At 67.1% G+C, this 16,939-nt stretch carries 16 protein-coding genes and 1 pseudogene; 10 read left to right on the top strand and 7 right to left on the bottom strand.

Annotated elements, in window-relative coordinates; translation table 11 throughout:
* Positions 1 to 109: 109 nt before the first annotated feature.
* Positions 110 to 1,600, top strand: a pseudogene (locus AC1MDG_RS20945) (molybdopterin oxidoreductase family protein); the annotation flags it as partial.
* On the top strand, positions 1,597 to 2,058 hold the full coding sequence (locus AC1MDG_RS20950; RefSeq protein ID WP_479806620.1) for a hypothetical protein: 462 nt from the start codon (positions 1,597 to 1,599) through the stop codon (positions 2,056 to 2,058). The pseudogene AC1MDG_RS20945 and the gene AC1MDG_RS20950, both read left to right, overlap by 4 nt.
* Before the next feature lie 5 nt (positions 2,059 to 2,063).
* Here AC1MDG_RS20950 and AC1MDG_RS20955 read toward each other — a convergent pair whose 3' ends face one another.
* Positions 2,064 to 3,140: an FUSC family protein gene (locus AC1MDG_RS20955; RefSeq protein ID WP_479809154.1), complete on the bottom strand. Its 1,077-nt coding sequence runs from the start codon at positions 3,138 to 3,140 to the stop codon at positions 2,064 to 2,066.
* Positions 3,141 to 3,355: 215 nt separating this feature from the next.
* Here AC1MDG_RS20955 and mscL point away from each other — a divergent pair, with 215 nt between their 5' ends.
* Positions 3,356 to 3,817 carry a large conductance mechanosensitive channel protein MscL gene (mscL, locus tag AC1MDG_RS20960; RefSeq protein WP_479806622.1) on the top strand — a complete coding sequence of 154 codons (462 nt, stop codon included), beginning with the start codon at positions 3,356 to 3,358 and terminating at the stop codon, positions 3,815 to 3,817.
* Positions 3,818 to 3,828: 11 nt separating this feature from the next.
* Here mscL and AC1MDG_RS20965 read toward each other — a convergent pair whose 3' ends face one another.
* Positions 3,829 to 5,004, bottom strand: coding sequence for a DegT/DnrJ/EryC1/StrS family aminotransferase (locus tag AC1MDG_RS20965; protein WP_082049935.1), 1,176 nt, complete (start codon positions 5,002 to 5,004; stop codon positions 3,829 to 3,831).
* Between the two features lie 282 nt (positions 5,005 to 5,286).
* On the opposite strand from AC1MDG_RS20965, the gene AC1MDG_RS20970 reads away from it, so the two are divergent.
* The 6 genes from AC1MDG_RS20970 to AC1MDG_RS20995 all read left to right on the top strand — a co-directional run bounded on the left by AC1MDG_RS20970 (position 5,287) and on the right by AC1MDG_RS20995 (position 11,681).
* Positions 5,287 to 6,126, top strand: a complete 840-nt coding sequence (locus AC1MDG_RS20970) for an ACT domain-containing protein (protein WP_479806624.1) — start codon at positions 5,287 to 5,289, stop codon at positions 6,124 to 6,126.
* A gap of 336 nt (positions 6,127 to 6,462) precedes the next feature.
* Positions 6,463 to 7,827, top strand: a complete 1,365-nt coding sequence (locus tag AC1MDG_RS20975; protein ID WP_479806626.1) for an MFS transporter — start codon at positions 6,463 to 6,465, stop codon at positions 7,825 to 7,827.
* Between the two features lie 94 nt (positions 7,828 to 7,921).
* The gene (locus AC1MDG_RS20980) at positions 7,922 to 8,605 is read left to right on the top strand and encodes a GntR family transcriptional regulator (RefSeq protein ID WP_479806628.1); all 684 of its coding nucleotides are present in this window, start codon (positions 7,922 to 7,924) and stop codon (positions 8,603 to 8,605) included.
* Positions 8,602 to 9,447, top strand: a complete 846-nt coding sequence (locus AC1MDG_RS20985) for an aspartate/glutamate racemase family protein (RefSeq protein WP_479806630.1) — start codon at positions 8,602 to 8,604, stop codon at positions 9,445 to 9,447. The genes AC1MDG_RS20980 and AC1MDG_RS20985 overlap by 4 nt, the downstream gene beginning before the upstream one ends.
* A 51-nt stretch (positions 9,448 to 9,498) precedes the next feature.
* On the top strand, positions 9,499 to 10,944 hold the full coding sequence (locus tag AC1MDG_RS20990) for an amidohydrolase family protein (protein WP_479806632.1): 1,446 nt from the start codon (positions 9,499 to 9,501) through the stop codon (positions 10,942 to 10,944).
* Positions 10,945 to 10,952: 8 nt separating this feature from the next.
* On the top strand, positions 10,953 to 11,681 hold the full coding sequence (locus tag AC1MDG_RS20995) for a maleate cis-trans isomerase family protein (protein ID WP_479806634.1): 729 nt from the start codon (positions 10,953 to 10,955) through the stop codon (positions 11,679 to 11,681).
* A gap of 114 nt (positions 11,682 to 11,795) precedes the next feature.
* Here AC1MDG_RS20995 and AC1MDG_RS21000 read toward each other — a convergent pair whose 3' ends face one another.
* The gene (locus tag AC1MDG_RS21000) at positions 11,796 to 12,782 is read right to left on the bottom strand and encodes a diacylglycerol/lipid kinase family protein (RefSeq protein ID WP_479806636.1); all 987 of its coding nucleotides are present in this window, start codon (positions 12,780 to 12,782) and stop codon (positions 11,796 to 11,798) included.
* 110 nt (positions 12,783 to 12,892) lie between these two features.
* Here AC1MDG_RS21000 and AC1MDG_RS21005 point away from each other — a divergent pair, with 110 nt between their 5' ends.
* Positions 12,893 to 13,354 carry a pyridoxamine 5'-phosphate oxidase family protein gene (locus AC1MDG_RS21005; RefSeq protein ID WP_479806638.1) on the top strand — a complete coding sequence of 154 codons (462 nt, stop codon included), beginning with the start codon at positions 12,893 to 12,895 and terminating at the stop codon, positions 13,352 to 13,354.
* A 10-nt stretch (positions 13,355 to 13,364) separates the two neighbouring features.
* Here AC1MDG_RS21005 and AC1MDG_RS21010 read toward each other — a convergent pair whose 3' ends face one another.
* From AC1MDG_RS21010 to AC1MDG_RS21025, 4 genes are all read right to left on the bottom strand, one after another.
* Positions 13,365 to 14,189, bottom strand: a complete 825-nt coding sequence (locus tag AC1MDG_RS21010; protein ID WP_479806640.1) for an IclR family transcriptional regulator domain-containing protein — start codon at positions 14,187 to 14,189, stop codon at positions 13,365 to 13,367.
* 161 nt (positions 14,190 to 14,350) lie between these two features.
* The gene (locus AC1MDG_RS21015; protein WP_479806642.1) at positions 14,351 to 15,043 is read right to left on the bottom strand and encodes a 3-oxoacid CoA-transferase subunit B; all 693 of its coding nucleotides are present in this window, start codon (positions 15,041 to 15,043) and stop codon (positions 14,351 to 14,353) included.
* Position 15,044: 1 nt separating this feature from the next.
* Positions 15,045 to 15,704, bottom strand: a complete 660-nt coding sequence (locus tag AC1MDG_RS21020) for a 3-oxoacid CoA-transferase subunit A (RefSeq protein ID WP_479806644.1) — start codon at positions 15,702 to 15,704, stop codon at positions 15,045 to 15,047.
* Between the two features lie 3 nt (positions 15,705 to 15,707).
* On the bottom strand, positions 15,708 to 16,907 hold the full coding sequence (locus tag AC1MDG_RS21025; protein ID WP_479806646.1) for a thiolase family protein: 1,200 nt from the start codon (positions 16,905 to 16,907) through the stop codon (positions 15,708 to 15,710).
* Positions 16,908 to 16,939 lie beyond the last annotated feature (32 nt).

Genomic DNA, 16,939 nt, shown 5'->3' on the forward strand with positions numbered 1-16,939 from the left:
CGGCGGGTTATCAAGGAGGCCCGACCGGAGTAGCCTTTGCAGGAAATAAGCCTGCTTATTTCCTCGAGGTGAACTCATGGTTGACCGTATTGCAGACATCTGGGGTGACACCCTTAACATCGGGCAGCTGCGCAGTGTGGTGGACAAGTGGACACCCGAGCTGGTGGCCGAGGTCTGCGGCGTGGAAGCCTCCGACGTCCGCCGTGCCGCGGCGATCTTCGGCACCAGTGAACGGGTTCTGTCCACGGTGCTGCAGGGGTTCTACCAGTCCGCCCACGCCACAGCCTCAGCGTGCCAGGTGAACAACCTCCACCTGCTCCGCGGCCAGCTGGGCAGGCCGGGGTGCGGAATTCTGCAAATGAACGGCCAGCCCACCGCGCAGAACAACCGGGAATGCGGGGCCGACGGCGACCTCCCGGGCTTCCGGAACTGGGAGAATCCGGAGCACGTAAAGGACCTCGCGCGCATCTGGAACGTCGACCCGGCCATCATCCCGGACTGGTCACCACCCACCCATGCGATGCAGATCTTCCGCTACGCAGAGCTGGGATCCATCGGCTTCCTCTGGATATCGGCCACCAACCCGGCCGTCTCAATGCCCCAGCTCGCTAGGATCCGGGACATTTTGCGCAAGGAGAGCCTGTTTTTGGTGGTGCAGGACATCTACCTTTCCGAAACCGCGCAATTCGCTGACGTCGTTCTCCCGTGCGCGGGCTGGGGCGAGAAAACCGGGACCTTCACGAACGTGGACCGCACAGTCCACCTCTCGGAGAAAGCGGTCGACCCGCCCGGCGAAGCACGCAGCGACCTGGACGTCTTCCTGGACTACGCCCGCCGCATGGATTTCAGAGACAAGGACGGCCGACCGCTATTGGAGTGGAACGGTCCCCAGGACGGTTTTGAGGCTTGGAAGGAATGCACCCGGGGCCGTCCCTGCGACTACACGGCCCTGAGCTACGACAAACTCCGCGGCGCCGGCGGTGTCCAGTGGCCCTGCAATGACGAACATCCTGCAGGCACGGAACGGCTCTACGGGGACGGGGTGTTCCCCACCGATCCTGCCTACTGCGAATCGTTCGGCCACGACCTGCTCACGGGAGCCACCGCAGGGGCCACACCGTACAAGGCGAGCGCCGAGTCCGGGAAGGCCTGGTTCAAGGCGCTCGACTACACGCCCCCGCATGAAGAACCGGATGCGGACTACCCGTTCCGATACACCACCGGCCGAACGGTCTACCACTTCCATACCCGGACAAAAACCGGACGCAGCAAGCCGTTGAACGATGCCGCCCCGGAACCATGGCTGGAAGTCTCCGCGGAGGATGCCGGAAAGCTCGGAGTGGCGGAGGGCGAGATGGTCCGCGTGATCTCCCGCCGCGGCAGGCTGGAAGTGCCGGTGCGGGTGGCGGACATCAGGCCGGGGTGCGTTTTCGCCCCGTTCCATTACGGGTACTGGGATACCGTCGGCCCCGACAACGGCGGCCGGCCGCGGGCAGCCAATGAACTGACGCTGACGGAATGGGATCCGGTGTCCAAACAGCCCGTCTTCAAGAACGCGGCCGTGCGAATTGAAAAGATGACCGGGGAGGCGCCGGCATGAAACTTCCCGTCTACCTCGGCCTCCTGCAGGAAGCTGAAGCCACCTTGGCAAACTCTTTTCGGGTGGTGGCGCACGGGCACGGCGAGGAGCCCGACGTGCACTTCCTGCTCGAAACACTCGCCAGTCAGTGCGACGCCCACCGCGAGGCGCTGAGACCTGTGCTTGAACGCTACGGCGAGGAGACCGAAGGAGAAGAGGAACACCGGCTGACCGCCAACGGAATCCGGGAAGTACGTTCCGGGCCCTTGGCCCTCCTCCTGGACCTCCAGGACCTGTACGTGCTTGTGAACCACATCGATGTTACGTGGATGATGGTGGGGCAGGCCGCGAAGGGCGACCGCGACGAACAGCTCCTTGACGTCGTTTCGACATGCGAAGGGGACTCCGAGCTCCAGCTCCGGTGGCTCAGGACGCGCATGAAGCAGGCCGCACCGCAGGCCCTGCTGGTGGCCGAATAGGACCCCTACGCCGGGAGGCGCTGCGCGCCGCTCCGGTCTCGCATCCGCCGCCATGCTACGGGAGCAACCACCACGGCAATGCCGACGGCGGCGCCGATGACCGTCTCCACGATCCTGTCCCTCAGCAGCACCTGCGGGGCAGTGGGCGCAGCCAACAACGTGGCACTCAGGGCCAGCGGCGTAACGAAAATCTGCGCCAGGACGTACTGGCGTGCAATGAACATCTCGGCGCCGAACTGGCACGCGGCGATCACCAGGACCATCTGCCAGGGCGCAGGATCCAGCAGGAGCACACCGGCAAGCACGATCAGGCCCAGCACGGTGCCAATGATTCTCTGGACGCCCCTCGCCACCCGGTGGCGGGTGGTGCGGCCCACCAACGGAACAACGGCAGCCACCATGGCCCAATAGTTGTGGCCGAAGCCCAACCGCTGGCCCACAATGGTGGCCAGCGTGCCGGCCAGACCCGCAGCCACGATGTAGCCCAGGGCTTCGAGCCAGGCGGCGCGCTTTTCATCGGGCGTCAACCGGGCAGGTTCGGGCATGGCCCACGGCGTCCGCCGGCTCCGCACCAGCCGGGAGGATATGCCGATCAGCAGGCAGAATACGGTGGTGAGGATGGCGACGAGCATGCATTGCCAGAGCGGCGGCTGGTTGGGAATCGACGCGATGGCCGCAAAGGCGAAAATGTGGAACAACGAGCCCGCCGGCCGGTGCCGCCACAGGGCAATCACCAGCGAACACGCCCCGGCCACCACCGTGGTAGCAGCCACCTGCGTCCAGGTGCTCGCGGCGTCCGAGAGCCCCAAGGCCTGGCCGGCGCGGGCTGACAGGGTTGCCAGCAGCATGACGAGGAGCATGAGCGAACCGGCGCGCATCTGGATGAAGAGCCGCTTCCGGTGCATCTCCCCGCGACCGTAGATCCCGGTGAAGGCGCCAAAGGACGCAAAAATCGCCAGATCGCTCCGGCCTACCAGGACGAGGATGATCAGCGGAACAAAGACACCCACTGCGCAACGGATCGCGACCTGATGGTCCTTATTGCCGGGAGCAATCGTGAACATCTCGGCCAACAGCTTCACGGGGGTCACGCCTTTCCATACGGTGCCAGTCTGATGGCGGCAGCGTTGGCGTCCACTCCAAATCCTACGCCCGGGCCGGCGGCACCAGCCCGCCGACGAGCCCGGGTTCCCGCTCCCCGGGGCTCCCCGCCCGCGGTCATAAGGGCCGTCTGACGGGCGGGGACTGGTATTGTCAATCGGTTAAATTACTGACTGAACCGAATACCGGAGGACCCATGCTCAAAGGATTCAAGGATTTCATCCTTCGTGGCAACGTGATCGAACTGTCCATCGCCGTCGTCGTCGGCACGGCTTTCACGGCGCTGGTCACCGCTTTCACCACCAACATCGTGAACCCGATCATTGCAGCTGCCGGCGGGGTCCAGACTGAAGGGCTGGGCTTCCACATCTGGCCCGGCAATAACAAAACCTTCGTCAATATCGGCGGAGTCATCACCGCTTTCGTGACCTTCCTCATCACCGCCGCTGTGGTGTATTTCATCTTCGTGGCGCCCATGAACAAGATCAACTCGCTCGTGAAGAGCCGGCTGGCCACGGCAGAACCCGAGGAGGAGCCCATCCCGGCGGACACAGCGCTGCTGGCCGAGATCCGGGACCTGCTGACCCAGCTCGCGGGCAGCGACAGGGAACTCACCAGCGCCGGAACGTCGTCGAAGGAATCCGAAAGCTCACGCTGACCTAGGGGCAGTCAGGCGCTGGCGGCGTCCGCCCGCCGGAACCCGCCGTTCCATTTGCCCCGCCGCACGGTGGCGGGTATCCCTGCGGCAGCGAGCCGGACGGAGCGGAGCACCCGCGACTGCTCGCCGGGAGTCAGCTCGTGGTACACCGGCAGAACCACCAGCCTGTCCGCCAGCCGTTCGGTGACTGAGAGGTCCGCCTCGCCGGTGTCCCTGTTCCGGTAGGGAGGCTGCCGGTGTACCGCCGCGATCCCGGTGCCGGCTGTTATGCCGTCGCGCGACAACCGCTCCAGAAGCTCGTTGCGGGCCACGGCGAAGGACGGCAGCACTTCAAGCCAGAAGGATTGGAAATTGCTGGTGCCGTAGTCGGGATCCTTGATGAACCGCAGCCCGCCGATCCGCCCGAGCGCCAGCTGGTAGCTGGCCACGATTTCCCGGCGATGGGCAACAGCTTCCTGCAGCCGCCCGAGCTGGACCAGGCCGATGGCAGCCTGCAGGTCGGTCATGCGGTGATCGGTTCCCGCGTCGCTCCCGGCGTTATCACGAAGGTGACGGGCTGCGCTTGCCCACCCCTCGTTCCGTGTGGTCAGCATTCCGCCCTCGCCGGTGGTCAGGACCTCACACGAATCGAAGGACCACACTGCCAGTTCCGCGCCGGCCCCCACGGGCTCTCCCTGGTAGGTGGAGCCCACGCCGCAGGAGGCGTCCTCGATGACCGTGACACCGAGGGGGTCACACAGGTCCCGGATAGGTTTCAGGTCAACAGGCACGCCACCCTGGTCCGCCACGATCACCGCCCGGGTGGCCGGCGTCAGGGCCGCCTCGAGGGTGCCACGGGACACATTGCCGGTTCCCGCCTCGACATCCGCAAAGACCGTCCGGGCGCCGAGGCGACTGACGGCGTCGGCGTTCGATGCTGGGCCGAACGAGGGCAGCACGACGTCGTCCTGAGGTTGAACCCCGGCCACGCTGAGCGCCAACTGGAGTGCCGCGGTGCCGGTGGAAACCGCGACGGCGTGCGGCGCCCGTTGCGTAGACGCGAACGCGTCTTCGAACTGCCCCACGCGGGGCCCTTGGACCATGCGGCCTGATGAAAGCACTTGCACGACGGCGTCCGCCTCCTCCGGCCCCAGCCACGGCCTCATAACACCGATGTGGCTAACCGCGCGGTCTTCGCTGATGGTCACCGGGTCCTCCCGATCGTCAAAAAGAAATGGGTACGCCCTTCTATTCAACGCGCCACCACTCAGTGCGGTCACGAGAGTCACGTACGCGCATTTTCCCGCGGGACACCGCTGTTGCAGCCCGGAATACCCGCTTGGGAACCGCCGTACGGCCCGCGGAGCCGGGCGGTACTTGGTTTACTTGCCGCCGGACACCCCGGGGTTACCTGCGCGGGTGCAGGCGGCCGCCGGCAATCGTGACGCGGCCGCAATGCCGTTGAAACAGGGCCCGGACATGATGTGAGTATGAGGCGCAAGGCACAGTCCCCCGAACCGGCCGACCTGAGCTGCGAAGTTTGCGGCCAGATGCCGGAACCCACCAAAGCGCGGCTGACCCTGGCGAATATCGCCGTCATGCTGCCCATTGAACTCCTGGTGCACGCGGCCGTGGTGGAGACCCACCTCCCCTACGTGGCCAAAGTCCTGGTCCTGACCCTGACGGCCACGGTGCTGGTGATCTGGGTGGCTGAGCCGTCCGCGGCCCGGATGCTGCGGAGTTGGCTGCACGCGCCCGCCCTCCGGCACCGCAAGCGGCTGAATACCGCACCGGCCCTCTGGCGGGCACGCACGGTGCTGCGCGACCAGCCAGGGTCGCTTCAGAAAGTCACACAGGCGCTGGCCCGGCTGGACACCAACATCCTCAGCATCCACATCCATCCGGTGGCGGGCGGGGTACTCGACGAATTCGTCCTCTCCGCGCCGGGCAATGTCGGCGAACGTGAACTGCTGGAGGCCCTGCGCGACGGCGGCGGCAGGCATCCGCACGTCTGGCCCACCACGGCCCTGGCTATGGCGGACGGCCAGACCAAGGCACTCAGCCTCGCCGCCCGGATCGCGGGTAACCCGGATGAGCTTCCGCTGGCCGTCGCCGAGCTGCTTTCCGCTCGGATCGTCCCGGTCACCGCGGAGGGCCGGCAGGAGCTTCCGGCCTCTGCCGACGCCGGGACGGTACTGAAAATCCCGACTGCCTGGCACGGACCCGTCACTTTCTACCGGCCCGGCGAACCGTTCACCCCCGCGGAATCAGCCCGGGCCCACCGGCTGGCGGAACTCGCGGAGATGCTGGCGTACAGCGACAACCGGTAACCGGCCTGACGACGGGGTGCGTCCACCCGGACGTGCCGGTCAGCTGCGCCCTCCCCCAGCAAGCCCCGGCCCAGCGGCCGGCAGTCACACTCGGTAAATAGGCTGCCCGGCAGGCACCGGGCGAAAAACCCTTGACAGTGGCGTGGCCCACTTCTATCTTTGATTTTGGGATCCCAAAACGGGATCCCAAAAGTGACCACCATCCCGGGCCTGGCGCCATGAATGGCGTACCCATTGCCAGCCCCGGACAGTTAGGCCTCCGCCCGATCCGGCCGCGGCCCGCCACAGCACCCGAATCTTTCCCCTGCCCGCAATCTTCCCCGTGAAGGAGAAGCTGTGTCTCTCCCCAGTACCGAAACATCAAACTCCGCAACCGAACCAGCAGCAGCCCCGTCCCCGGAGGGCCAAACCGGCAAGGACGGCGTGCAACGGCGCACCAACGTCCGCTGGAAGCTCTTCCTGCTGCTCCTCGTCCTGGTGGCCGTCAATTACATCGACCGTGGCTCCATCTCGGTGGCGCTCCCCATCATCCAGAAGGAATTCAACCTCGCCCCCGAACTCGTGGGCCTGCTGCTCTCCGCCTTCTTCTGGACTTACGCCCTGATGCAGATCCCGGTCGGCCTGCTCATCGACAAGTTCGGACCGCGAAAGGTCATGACCGCCTCCTGCGTGGGCTGGGGCGCCGCAACGGCAGCTTCCGGCATGGCGGGTGGCTTCCTGAGCATGTTCATTGCCCGGCTCGGCATCGGCGTCACCGAAGCCGGCGTCATGCCGGCCGGCGGCAAGCTCAACGCCATCTGGATGCACAAGTCGGAGCGCGGCCGCGGCGCCACCATCCTGGACGCCGGCGCACCCCTCGGCGCCGGTCTGGGCGGCATCCTCATTGCCGGCCTCATCGCCGCCACCGGCAGCTGGCGCAGTTCCTTCGTCATCGCCGGCGCTGCCACCGTCCTGATGGGCCTTGCCGTCTGGTGGTACGTCCGGGACAACCCGCGCCAGCACCGCGGAGTCAACGCAGCCGAGGCCGAATACATTGAAGCCTCCCACGCGGCCGAGGACGCGGAGGCCGAGCTGGACGGCAGCAAGGGCAAGCGCGCCCTTCTCCCCTACCTGAAGTTCCGTTCCTTCTGGGCCATGTGCTTCGGCTGGCTGGGCTTCAACGGCGTGTTCTACGGCCTGCTCACCTGGGGCCCGCTGTACCTCGCCCAGGCCAAGGGTTTCGACCTGAAGACCATCGGCTGGTCCACGTTCGTGATCTTCGGAGCAGGCTTCGTCGGTGAGATCCTGGGCGGCACCATTGCAGACAAGTGGCGGGCAGCCGGCGCCTCGGCGAACCGCGTCATGCGGACACTGCTGGGCATCTCCAGCGTCGTGGTGGTGGGCGGCCTCGTCGGGGTGACAGTCGTGGAAGACCCGACCACCGCCGTCGTACTCCTCTCCGTGGTGATGTTCTTCCTCCGCTGGGTCGGGCTTTTCTGGAGCATTCCGTCCATCCTGGGCGGCCGGACCAACGCCGGCGTGCTGGGCGGGGCAATGAACTTCAGCGGCAACATCTCCGGCTTCGTCACGCCCATCGCGGTCGGCCTGATCGTGGGCGCCACCGGCTCCTACACCTGGGCGCTGCTGTACTTCGTCGGCTCCGCGATCATCATGGGCGTGTCCGTCCTGGTGCTTGACTACAACAAGCGCCTGCCCGTCTAGGCGCCGCCCAGGCGGCCGGCCCTAAGCTAGGCACGCAGCACCTCCTCCCGGCGCCGGGAGCGCACCACCCCTCAAGAAACCCGAATGGAGCACCATGCTTACCGCAGAAGAAACCCAGGACAAGGAACGCCCCCTCCGCGAGACTGTCCGGGACACGCTCCGCACCAGGATCTTTGAAGGGCACTACGCTCCCGGCACCCGGCTGGTGGAACGCGACCTGGCAGCGGAGTTCAACGTCTCCCGGCTGCCTGTCCGGGAGGCGCTGCGGATGCTGCGCCAGGAAGGACTCCTGAGCGACCGGGGCGCCCGCGGCGCCGAGGTCAGCTCACTCAGCCCCAAGGACGTGGAGGACCTCTTCGACGTCCGCCAGTCGCTGGAGGTGCTGGCCTGCCGGCTCGCCGCGGTCCGGGCCACCGGCGAGGACCTCAAGTACCTTGCCGGACTGCTGGACGAGGCCGAACGCTGCCTCGCCAAAGGCGCCGTCATGGAGGCCCACCGGGCCAACAGCGAATTCCACGACGCCATCACCCGGATCGCGGACAACGGCTTCCTCAGGTCCGCCCTGGAGCCGCTGCAGGGCCGCATGCACTGGCTGTTCCGGCACGTGAGCGACCTGCCCGAACTGATCCGGGAGCACCGGGAACTCTACGCCGCCATCGCCAGCGGTGACCCGGACCGCGCCGCGGCCCAGTCGGCATCGCACATCGGCAAATACCGCGAACAGTTCCCCGACGACTTCCAGAAAACAGAACCCGATCTTCACCGGAAGAAAAAATGAAACTTCTCGTCATCAACCCCAATATCAGCGACGACGTGACGGCGCTGATCGAAGCGGAGGCCCTGCGCTCCGCCTCGCCGGACACCCAACTGGTGGTCCGCACCGCCGCGCACGGCGTCGAATACATCGAAACCCGCTTCGAGTCCGTGATCGCCGCCGGAGCAGTGGCCGAGGTGATCGCCGAATACGCCGCTGTAACTGCCGAAGGCGGCCCGGCCGGAGGCAGCGCCGGGCACCACGACCGCATCGACCCGGACCGCATCGACGGCGTCGTTGTGGCAGCCTTCGGTGATCCGGGCATGCCCGCCCTGAAGGAGCTCACGGACGTCCCCGTCATCGGCATCACCGAGGCCGCCCTGTGCGCCGCCGCCCTGCAGGGCCACCGGTTTTCCATCATCGCCATCTCCGACCGGATCCGGCCCTGGTACCTGGACTGCGTGGAGCGCTTCGGCCTCGGCGGGCGACTGGCCTCCATCCGCTCCATCAACGAGGCGCTCAACGGCATCAGCTCCGTGCAGCAGGACTTCAAGGAAACGCTGCTGGCGCTCAGCCGGCAGGCCGTGGCGGAGGACGGGGCCGACGTCGTCATCCTCGCCGGTGCGCCCCTCGCCGGGCTCGCCCGCGAACTTCGCGGCCAGATCCCGGTTCCGGTGGTTGACGGCATCTCCGCCGGTATCCGCATGGCGGAGGCCGTCGTCGGGCTTCAGTCCGGCCCGCACCGCGCCGGAGCGTTTGCACCGCCACCCGTCAAGGCCCGCAAGGGACTCTCCGAAAACCTCGACGCCGCCCTGGCCGCCGCCCAGAAGGCGGCCCTCCCTGCCGCCGCGGCCCCCGCCCGCTAATCCGACCAGCCGCCGGCTTCCCCTCCGGCGCCGTCCCCAAGGAGGACAAAGATGTCCCGCATTCCCGACCTCGTCATCGCCCACGGCACCGTGGTCAACAGCTTCGGCCGCCGGTCCGCCCACGTGGTGGTCTGCGACGGCCGCGTGGAACAGCTCATCGACGCCGCGGAACCCGTCCCCGCCGCAGTCCGCACTATCGACGCCACCGGACAACTGGTGATCCCGGGCGGCGTGGACGGCCACTGCCACGTGGCCCAGGTAACCGGCCGCTTCCGCACCCTGGACGACTACCGCACCACCTCCACCGCGGCCCTGTGGGGCGGCACCACCACCATCATCGACTTCGGCATTCCCCGCGACGCGCAGGAAACCCCCCTGGCTGCCGTGCTGCACAAGAAGGAACTGGCGCTGGAATCCCGCTGCGATGTCGCCCTGCACGGCTCCGTGGTCAGCTGGGACGAGACCGTACCCTGGCAGCTGGAGCAACTCGCCGCAGAGGGAGTGCGCTCGGTAAAGATGTACACCACCAACCGCGGCACCACCATGGCGGACGGCGACACCATCCTGAAGGTCATGCGCGAGATGGTCCGGCTGGACGGCCTCACCTACATCCACGCCGAACACGACCCCATCATCAGCGACTGCACACAGCAGCACGCCGACGACGGCAGGATCGGCATCGAACACCTGCACCGGACCCGCCCTGAACTGGCCGAGGAAATCTCGGTCAAGGAAACCCTGGCCATGGCCGAATACACCAAGGCCCCCGTGTACTTCGTGCACCAGTCCACGCCGGGCGCCGTCGACCTCGTCACCGAAGCACGTGCCCGCGGCCAGGAAGCCTACTCCGAGACCTGCCCGCACTACCTCACCCTCGATGACACTGTGTACGGCTCCACATTCCCCGAGTGGTACGCCTGCTGCCCGCCCATGCGCAGCCCCGAAACCGTCGCCGCCCTCAAGGAACGGCTGGCCGACGGCGCCATCCACACCGTTTCCTCGGACCACTCCTGCTACGACCTGTCGCAGAAACGCGAACGCACGGACGACATCCGCGCCATGCCGCACGGCCTGCCCGGCGTGGAAACCCGGATGCCCGTCACCTTCACCGCCATGGCGTCCGCCGGCAGCCGCGTGGAGGACTTCGTGGAGGTCTTCTCCGCCGGCCCGGCCCGCATCAACGCCGTTCCCCGCAAGGGAACCATCGCCGAGGGCTTCGACGCCGACCTGGTGATCTTCGACCCCGTCGAGGAACGGGTAGTGGACGGCGGGGCACTGCACATGGGCACTGACTTCTCGCCGTTCGACGGCCGGGCACTCACCGGCTGGCCCGCCGTCGTGGTCTCCGCAGGACGGGTGGTGCTCGACGCCGGCGGCTTCCACGACCCCGGCGCCGTGGGGCGTTTCGTGGCCCGGAACGGCTTCCGCGAACACCTCTCGTCCGCCGCGGCGTCCGCCCCCGTAACCACCACTGCAACCCTCTCCGCAGCAAAGTAGGAGCAGCCATGCCTTCAGAAGTACGCAAAACCCGCATCGGCATGATCGTGCCGTCCTCCAACACCTGCCTGGAGCCGCAGAGCTACCGCATCCTGGGCGACCGGGACGACGTCACCATCCACTTCACCCGGATCCCGGTCACCCGGATCGCCCTGGACGATTCCTCGGACCGGCAGTTCGACCCCGCTGTCATGAGGGCCGCCGCCGAGCTCCTGGCGACGGCGGACGTGGACGTCATCGCCTGGAACGGGACGTCGGGCTCTTGGCTCGGCGCCGACCACGACCGCGAACTGGTCGGCGAGATCGTCGACGCGACGGGCATCCCGGCCACCACGTCCACGCTGGCCTACCTGGCGGCTTTCGAGTCCTTCGGCACGGAACGGATCGGGCTTTTCACGCCCTACACGGCAGACGTCAACCACGCGATCATGGCCTCCTACGAGCGGGACGGCATCAAGACCATCGGCCACCGGGCCCTGGGGCTGAGCGACAACGAGTCCTTTGGCCGGGTCACGGACGACGAAATGCGTCCGGGGTCGCTGGAGCTCGCGGCAGCACGGCCGGACGCCCTGATCTACCTCTGCACCAACCTGTACGGCGCCATCATCGCAGCGGAAGTGGAGGAGGAAACCGGCGTTCCGGTGCTGGACTCCGTGGCCGTGACGCTGTGGCACTGCCTCAAACTTGCCGGGTCCCCCTTGCTCGCACCGAGGTGGGGCAGGCTGCTGGCCGGCTAAGCGCCAGCAATCTGCAGTTCCAGCAGCCCCGGCATGACGACGGCGGCCCACTCACGTGAGTGGACCGCCGTCCGGGCCGCCGTCGAACCCTTAATGTCTGTTGCGCGCTGCCGTCTAGGCAGCAGCGGGTGCGTTCATCCGGACGGTCAGCGCACCGGGAAGCATGGTCATCCGAACGTGCTTGCTGTCGCCCTCATGGTCACCGTCCAGCTGGTAGTCGTCCGCGTGTTCAAGGGTGATCTCAACGGTCTTGCCCTGGAAGTACTCCACCGACGTGTCCTTGCCTTTGCCCTTGCCGATCATGCCGGCCACCACGGAGAACCAGCCGAGCTTGCCCCGGGGTGCCAGGACCACGACGTCCAGGAGTCCGTCATCCACCTTCGCGTCAGGGAAGATCTCCAGGCCGCCCTGGACCTTGCCGCAGTTTCCCACCATGACGCTTCGGACCCGGCGGTGGACCACCGACTTGCCGTCGATGACGATGCTTGCCTTCACCGGTTTGCCAGGGAGGTTCCTGATGCCCGCGTCAACGTAGGCCAGCCAGCCCACCTTGTCCTTCAGGTCCTCGTTGGTGTCCGCCATGATGGTGGCGTCGTACCCCACGCCGGCCATCACCAGGAAGTGCTGCTCCTTGTCCGGATCGCTCCGGACCGCGCGGACGACGTCGACCTTGCGGTCCTCGCCCGTCAGGGCGCCCGCCATCGCACCTTCAATATCGGTGACATCCATGCCGAGGTTGCGGGCCAGCAGGTTCCCCGTGCCCAGCGGCAGGAGCCCCATGGGCGTGGACGTGCCGGAAAGCACCTCAGCCACGCACCGGACGGTGCCGTCGCCGCCAGCGGCAATGACGATGTCGGCGCCCCGCTCCAGCGCTTCCTTCGCCTGGCCTACGCCGGGGTCGTCCTTGCTGGTTTCGATCCACATGGGCTCATCCCAGCCCGCATCTGCGCAGTGCTTGGCCATCAGTCCGCGAACATCAAAGTCCACGGGCTTGGCCGGGTTGATGATGACGGCGGCGCGCTTGGGGCTGGTGCCGGCCTGCGCCGCGGTGCTGCCTTCCGGAGCGTTCGTGTTCTCCGGCTCATTGTTGTGCTGGGTCATGGCATCCTTCACGGGCAAATGGTCGGGGGTTCTCACTAAAGTGAAGCGTAACTGAAAACAGGGTCTTACTGCCTTGCCGCAACGCGGACCGGACGCCTAGGCTCAGCACCATGAACACCTCTGGGCCGGGGCCGGAAATAACAGAACTCACCGTCCGTGAATGCTGGCGGCACCTTCGCTCCGCCTCCGTGGGACGGCTTGCGGTCATCAGCCATGCCGCGCCGGAAATCTTTCCGGTGAACTACCTGCCGGATGAAGGCACGGTGATTTTCCGGACCGGCCCGGGGACCAAGCTGGACGCGGTGCTCTCCGGGGAACCGGTGGTCCTTGAAGCCGACGGGCTGAACGTCTACGGGACCATCGCGTGGAGTGTGGTGGTCAAGGGGGTCGCCGAGGCTGTGCAGCCGGGCGAGGACGCCCCTGCCGAGACTCCGTCGCCGTGGCAGGAGGGCGCCAAGGACGTCCTGGTCCGGATCACGCCCAGCGAACTGACCGGGCGCCGGTTTGTCATCGGTCCGCCCACCAAATGGTGGCCGCCCGTGGAGCCGATCACTCCCGGGCAGAAGGAATGACCCGGACGGCCTAGTGCTTGGCTGAAAGGTCCGCGGAAATCAGCCGGGCCGTCTCCACGGTTTCCTTCCGCACCATCTCCAGGTAGGCCCCGGGATCCGGTTTGGCAGCCACCGACTGGGCCTGCAGCGACACGTTGATGGCCGCCACCACCTTCGTGGGGCCGTGATACACCGGCGCCGCGACGGACATCAGGCCAAGTTCGAGTTCCTGGTCCAGCAGGCACCAGCCCTGCGCGCGGACCGTGTCCAGCGCAGCCACAAGGTCCTTCCTGGTGCCGATGGCCCGGGGCGTGAGCGGCCTGATCTCAGCGTCCGCAAGGTACTGCTGCAGTGCGGCCGGCGGCAGGGCCGCGAGCAGCACGCGGCCCATGGAGGTGGCGTAGGCGGGGAAGCGGGTCCCCACCGTGATGCCCACGTTCATGATCCGGCGGGTGGTGACGCGGGCGATGTAGGCGATGTCCTGCCCGTCCAGGACAGCGGCCGACGTCGACTCCCCCAGCCGCAGCGAAAGCTCCTCGAGGTGCGGCTGGGCGAGCTGGGGCAGCGACAGCCCGGACAGGTAGGCGTAGCCGAGCTGCAGCACCTGCGCGGTGAGGGCGAAGGTCTTCCCGTCCGTGCGGACATAGCCCAGCTCCACCAGGGTGTGCAGGAAGCGGCGCGCGGTGGCGCGGGTCAGGTCCGTCCGCGCGGCAACTTCGGTGAGCGTCATCACCGGGTGGTCGGTATCGAAGGCGCGGATCACGGCCAGCCCCCGGGCGAGGGACTGGACGTACTGGTCACTGGCCTGGGGCGCAGAGGAAGGCCTGGGCGCGGTCTCGGCTGCTGCGTCGGTCATGGTTACCAATCCTATTAGGCTCCGCCTCCCGTTCAGCGCGAACGGACACTTCCGGCGGCCCCGCCCCGGAGCGCGAACGGACACTTGAGGCCCAACGTTGGGGGCTTAACTGTCCGTTCGCGCTGGCGTTTGGGGCTTAACTGTCCGTTCGCGCCAGTGGGTTAAGGTTCGACGGCGGGGGCTGCCGTGAGGGGGACGGGAACCAGGTCCTGAAGCTCCTCAAGGGTGCAGCCGAAGGTCTCGCGGACCTGGACGCCGTCCGGGCTCGTGAGGAACACGGCCTTGTCCGTGTACACGCGGGTCACGCAGCCCACGCCGGTGAGCGGGTAGGTGCAGGCCTCCACGATCTTGGACGCTCCGTCGCGGGTCAGGAGCGTCATCATCACAAAGACGTCCTTGGCCCCCGTTGCAAGGTCCATGGCGCCCCCCACCGCAGGGATGGCGTCCGGCGCGCCGGTGTGCCAGTTGGCGAGATCACCGGTGGCCGAGACCTGGAACGCGCCGAGGACGCAGATGTCCAGGTGCCCGCCGCGCATGATCGCGAACGAGTCGGCGTGGTGGAAGTAGGACGCCCCCGGCAGTTCCGTCACGGGGATCTTGCCGGCGTTGATGAGGTCGCCATCGATCTGGTCGCCGGTGGCCTCCGGGCCCATGCCCAGCATGCCGTTCTCGGTGTGGAGCGTGATGTTCTGCTCCGGCTGCAGGTAGTTGGACACCAGGGTGGGCTGGCCGATGCCCAGGTTCACGAAGGAGCCGGGCTTGATGTCCTTTGCCACCAGGCGGGCGAGGTCGTCGCGGCCCAGCGGCTTGTCGGACGTCTGAATGCCGGCCCGGCTGTTGGATTGGACGCTCATCTCAGGCCACCTTCACAATGCTGTTGACGTAGATTCCGGGAGTCACGATGATCTCCGGGTCGAGGTCTCCGGTCGGGACGATTTCGGAGACCTGGACCACCGTGTGCTTGGCTGCGGCGGCCATGATCGGGCCGAAGTTGCGGGCGGTCTTGCGGTAGACGAGGTTGCCCTTGCCGTCGGCCTTAAGCGCCTTGATGAGCGCGACGTCGGCGTGGATGGGAGTCTCGAAGACCTGGCCGCGGCCGTCAAGGATGCGGGTTTCCTTGCCTTCGGCCAGCATGGTGCCGTAGCCGGTGGGCGTGAAGAAGCCGCCGATCCCGGCGCCTGCGGCGCGGATGCGCTCGGCCAGGTTGCCCTGCGGGACGAGCTCCAGCTCGATCTCACCGGCCCGGAACCTGGCGTCGAAGTGCCAGGAGTCGGACTGCCGCGGGAAGGAACAGATCATCTTCTTCACCCGGCCTTCCTTGATCAGCAGCGCGAGGCCCTGGTCGCCCTGGCCGGCGTTGTTGTTGACCACGGTGAGCTCGCGGGCGCCGCAGTCCATCAGGGCGTCGATCAGTTCGAACGGCTGCCCGGCGTTGCCGAAGCCTCCGATCATGACGGTGGAGCCGTCCTTGATGCCGGCGACAGCCTCGCCGACGGTGTCAATGAAATTCAGCATCGCCTATCCCTTTGCTCCAGCGGAAACATTCTCAAGTACGACGGCGAGGCCCTGGCCGACGCCGATGCAGATCGCGGCGACGCCCCAGCGTTCACCGGAGGCCTGCAGGGACCGGGCCAGGGTGCCCAGGATGCGTCCGCCGGAGGCACCGAGCGGGTGGCCCATCGCGATCGCGCCGCCGTGCCGGTTCACAATTGCGTGGTCGATGCCCCAGGCGTTTATGCAGGCCAGGGACTGCGCGGCGAACGCTTCGTTCAGTTCGACGGCGCCCACCTGGTCCCAGCCGATCCCGGCCTTCGCGAGGGCTTTGTTCGCAGCCTCCACCGGGGCGTAGCCGAAGAACTGCGGATCGTTCGCGTGCGCACCGCGGCCCGCGATCCGCGCCAACGGCTCCATCCCGAGGAGCCCGGCGGCATTCTCGGACCCGATCCACGCCGCGGACGCGCCGTCCGAGAGCGGGGACGCGTTCCCCGCGGTGACCGTGCCGTTCTCGGTACGGAACACCGTCTTCAACCCGGCGAGCTTCTCCGCCGAAGACCCGGCACGGATCCCCTCGTCCCGGACCAGGTCCGTGCCCGGCACCGGCGCCACCAGGTTGTCATAGAAGCCCTCGTCCCACGCCGCGGCAGCCAGGTTGTGGGAGTTCGCGGAGAACTCATCCTGCTGCTCGCGGGTGACCCCGTACTTCTGGGCCAAACGCTCGGTGGCCTCGCCCAGGGAGATGGTCCAGTCCTTCGGCATCGCCTTGTTCACCAGCCGCCAGCCCAGCGTGGTGGAGGCCAGGTTCAGGTCCCCGGCCGGGTAGGGCTTCTCCGTTTTCGGCAGCACCCACGGCGCCCGGGACATCGACTCGGCACCGCCGATCAGCATCAGCTCCGCGTCCCCGGCGTTCACCTGCCGGGAAGCGATGATCGCCGCGTCCAGCGACGACCCGCAAAGCCGGTTCACCGTGGTGCCCGGGATCGAGACCGGCAACCCCGCCAGCAGCGTGCCCATCCGGGCCACGTTGCGGTTCTCCTCACCCGCGCCGTTCGCGTTGCCGAACACGACCTCATCGATCCGCTCCACATCGAGCTTCGGCGCGCGGTTGACGATCTCACCGATCACATGCGCGGCGAGGTCATCCGGGCGGACAGCGGCAAGGCCGGAGCCGAACTTCCCAAAAGGCGTGCGCACGGCGTCGTACACAAAAGCGTGGTTCATAACTATTCCTCTAATTCCGTCTGATAATCCCA

Source organism: Arthrobacter sp. AIWTK1 (assembly GCF_056680535.1).

What these genes read in the sequence shown, in the direction of transcription:
- AC1MDG_RS20995 (WP_479806634.1), top strand. Translation starts at nt 10,953, where the DNA reads ATGCCTTCAGAAGTACGCAAAACCCGCATCGGCATGATCGTGCCGTCC.
- AC1MDG_RS21000 (WP_479806636.1), bottom strand. Translation starts at nt 12,782, where the DNA reads ATGACCCAGCACAACAATGAGCCGGAGAACACGAACGCTCCGGAAGGC.
- AC1MDG_RS20985 (WP_479806630.1), top strand. Translation starts at nt 8,602, where the DNA reads ATGAAACTTCTCGTCATCAACCCCAATATCAGCGACGACGTGACGGCG.
- AC1MDG_RS20990 (WP_479806632.1), top strand. Translation starts at nt 9,499, where the DNA reads ATGTCCCGCATTCCCGACCTCGTCATCGCCCACGGCACCGTGGTCAAC.
- AC1MDG_RS20980 (WP_479806628.1), top strand. Translation starts at nt 7,922, where the DNA reads ATGCTTACCGCAGAAGAAACCCAGGACAAGGAACGCCCCCTCCGCGAG.
- AC1MDG_RS21005 (WP_479806638.1), top strand. Translation starts at nt 12,893, where the DNA reads ATGAACACCTCTGGGCCGGGGCCGGAAATAACAGAACTCACCGTCCGT.
- mscL (WP_479806622.1), top strand. Translation starts at nt 3,356, where the DNA reads ATGCTCAAAGGATTCAAGGATTTCATCCTTCGTGGCAACGTGATCGAA.
- AC1MDG_RS21025 (WP_479806646.1), bottom strand. Translation starts at nt 16,907, where the DNA reads ATGAACCACGCTTTTGTGTACGACGCCGTGCGCACGCCTTTTGGGAAG.
- AC1MDG_RS21010 (WP_479806640.1), bottom strand. Translation starts at nt 14,189, where the DNA reads ATGACCGACGCAGCAGCCGAGACCGCGCCCAGGCCTTCCTCTGCGCCC.
- AC1MDG_RS21015 (WP_479806642.1), bottom strand. Translation starts at nt 15,043, where the DNA reads ATGAGCGTCCAATCCAACAGCCGGGCCGGCATTCAGACGTCCGACAAG.
- AC1MDG_RS21020 (WP_479806644.1), bottom strand. Translation starts at nt 15,704, where the DNA reads ATGCTGAATTTCATTGACACCGTCGGCGAGGCTGTCGCCGGCATCAAG.
- AC1MDG_RS20950 (WP_479806620.1), top strand. Translation starts at nt 1,597, where the DNA reads ATGAAACTTCCCGTCTACCTCGGCCTCCTGCAGGAAGCTGAAGCCACC.
- AC1MDG_RS20970 (WP_479806624.1), top strand. Translation starts at nt 5,287, where the DNA reads ATGAGGCGCAAGGCACAGTCCCCCGAACCGGCCGACCTGAGCTGCGAA.